Source organism: Paenibacillus aceti, from assembly GCF_003614185.1.
Lineage (GTDB): Bacteria > Bacillota > Bacilli > Paenibacillales > Paenibacillaceae > Fontibacillus > Fontibacillus aceti.
This window is the reverse complement of the sequence record NZ_KZ987725.1, coordinates 12292-14351: the sequence shown is the minus strand read 5'-3', so window position 1 is coordinate 14351 and position 2060 is coordinate 12292. Positions and strand designations below refer to the sequence as shown.

The 2060-nt window shown below is 39.7% G+C and carries 3 protein-coding genes; 2 read left to right on the top strand and 1 reads right to left on the bottom strand.

Annotated elements, in window-relative coordinates; all coding sequences use genetic code 11:
- Positions 1–116: 116 nt before the first annotated feature.
- The gene (locus tag BFJ94_RS25110) at positions 117–551 is read left to right on the top strand and encodes a PBECR3 domain-containing polyvalent protein (protein ID WP_120465414.1); all 435 of its coding nucleotides are present in this window, start codon (positions 117–119) and stop codon (positions 549–551) included.
- A 443-nt stretch (positions 552–994) separates the two neighbouring features.
- On the opposite strand, the gene BFJ94_RS25100 is transcribed toward BFJ94_RS25110, so the two are convergent.
- Positions 995–1450, bottom strand: coding sequence for a helix-turn-helix domain-containing protein (locus BFJ94_RS25100; RefSeq protein ID WP_120465412.1), 456 nt, complete (start codon positions 1448–1450; stop codon positions 995–997).
- A 57-nt stretch (positions 1451–1507) separates the two neighbouring features.
- On the opposite strand from BFJ94_RS25100, the gene BFJ94_RS25555 reads away from it, so the two are divergent.
- Positions 1508–1684 carry a hypothetical protein gene (locus BFJ94_RS25555; protein ID WP_162944425.1) on the top strand — a complete coding sequence of 59 codons (177 nt, stop codon included), beginning with the start codon at positions 1508–1510 and terminating at the stop codon, positions 1682–1684.
- Positions 1685–2060 lie beyond the last annotated feature (376 nt).

The window sequence follows — 2060 nt, the reverse complement described above, 5'->3', positions numbered from 1 at the left end:
CATATGCTAGTGCTTTAAAGTAATAAACCTCGGCACACATCGAACAAGCATTATGTTAAGAAATCATGCTGATATTCGTATAATGCCTTTACTAAATAAAAATAGGGGGCGTTATAATGAATTTGAACAAGGGGAAAAAGGCTTTGGAATCGTATACGATAGATATTCATGGGACTGATATTCAGGATGTTGGGGAACTTAATGTCCAAGCTATTAAAAAGTTGACAGGGGTAGATCTTTCGGACGGAAAGGTTAAGGTATATCCAGGTGCTCTAAAACACATTAGAAAACGACACCCCGGGGTCTTGGAGCAATATGGCCATCTCATTCCTGGAATGATTTCATGTCCGGATTACGTTGGGAAAAACCCGAAGGAACCCAACAGCATTGAGCTTGTCAAAATTGTTCAGGATCATCTGCTATTAGCTATCAAGTTAGATCCTACTGGATACGTTTTTGTATCATCTTTTTATGACTTAGCCAACGGAACAGCAAAGCTCCAAAAACGTTTGGCTAGTAGGCGCTGGGTGCCATATAGCACGGATTCATAAGGAATTCCGAAAACCGCAACTCTTGACTGCGTAAACTACATGGGGTATGATTTTTATACCACATAGATTTATGTATGTGATATAAAATGATTTTTTACCAATACTATAAAATAAGGATCATTAGAGGTGGGAAAGGTTCCCCACGCGCTTGCCGAAGGGCAAGTTACCAGAGATCAGGATACGCCGCCCTGCTATGATCCGAATAAGTAAGGCTCCCAAACGGGAGCCTTTTTGCATTCATTTTTACTTTATCCGTTCACTCGGCCACATCGTCCATCAATAGCTTAGACGCCATTTTTAACGTCTCTTTTTGTAGGGACCGATCAATCCGCTTCTGGACTTCAGGGGTTCGTACTCCAATGAATTCTGCGAACGAAACACCGAAGCGTTTTTCAATTGCTTTCCGAGCAGCTGCAGCTTCACTGCATCCAAGGTTTTGATTTTTATTCTTGGGACCCGGCATTTTTTTGATCAGCACCCTCAACAATAGAATAGATGATGTTTTTAAGCTGTTGTTTCTTTTCTTTTTCTAATTGATCCGACTTCGTTTTAAGCGGCAGAATGACCTCCAATAGAGGTAAGACATTTGAGTCCAGAATCGTTTCTAGGTATTTCAGATCCGCGGCACTAATGTCATTAACTGAAAAAGTTGAGCTCTGATCTTCGTCACGTGAATAAATAGTTGTTTCTGGAACAATCTGATCTAAGGATACCTTAAAGAAACGACAGATTCTAACTAAGGTTGCAACTTTTGCACCTCGACCGTTCTCGATACCGTAAAGTGTAGGTTGAGAGACACCCGTTTCCTTTTCCAAATCGCGAAGTGTCATTTTGTTTAGTTGTCTTAATCGCCTTACATTTTCCCCGATCATAATATTTATATCTTTATCTTCCATCATAAAATCACCGTATCTCAATTTTTCTTTTATTCTATCATTATTTTGGAGGGAAATAACATGAGTGAAGTTTCAAAAGATTTTGAGAGAGCATTTGAAAAGATGAAGGGGAACTTCCGGATCGAGGGAATAGAAATTAAAGATGAGGAAAAAGAGTTGTTTTATGCGCTCTATACGGGCAAGATCTCTCAAAAAGAATTCTATGAAAAAATGGGAGTCGAGGATCCTGGTGTATGATTTTTTCGATCCATGGAACGCTATTCAAGACGTGACCCAAATCCGGCTAAAAGGGACTTTTATCAACCTGGAAGAAGGTAAAATTCCATTGACTATATGCATAAATTGCTCTAAAATTGATTATAGTAAAAGTAGGGCGTAAGCCATCCGGAACGACAGCTCTGGAATCCTCGCCGGGGGGACGTTAAACAATACCGTGTAGTCGAGCTTTTAGCTGTCTCTTAGTTTTTAATGTCAGCTCTGATGATATAATTTCATCAGAGCTTTATTTATTTTATATAAGGGGACTACTAATGTCATTACTCGACCTTCCTTCTTTGCTTGCATTGCAAGTAAAGCCGGCTATTAATCAAATTGATTTGCCCCTCCTGCAGCA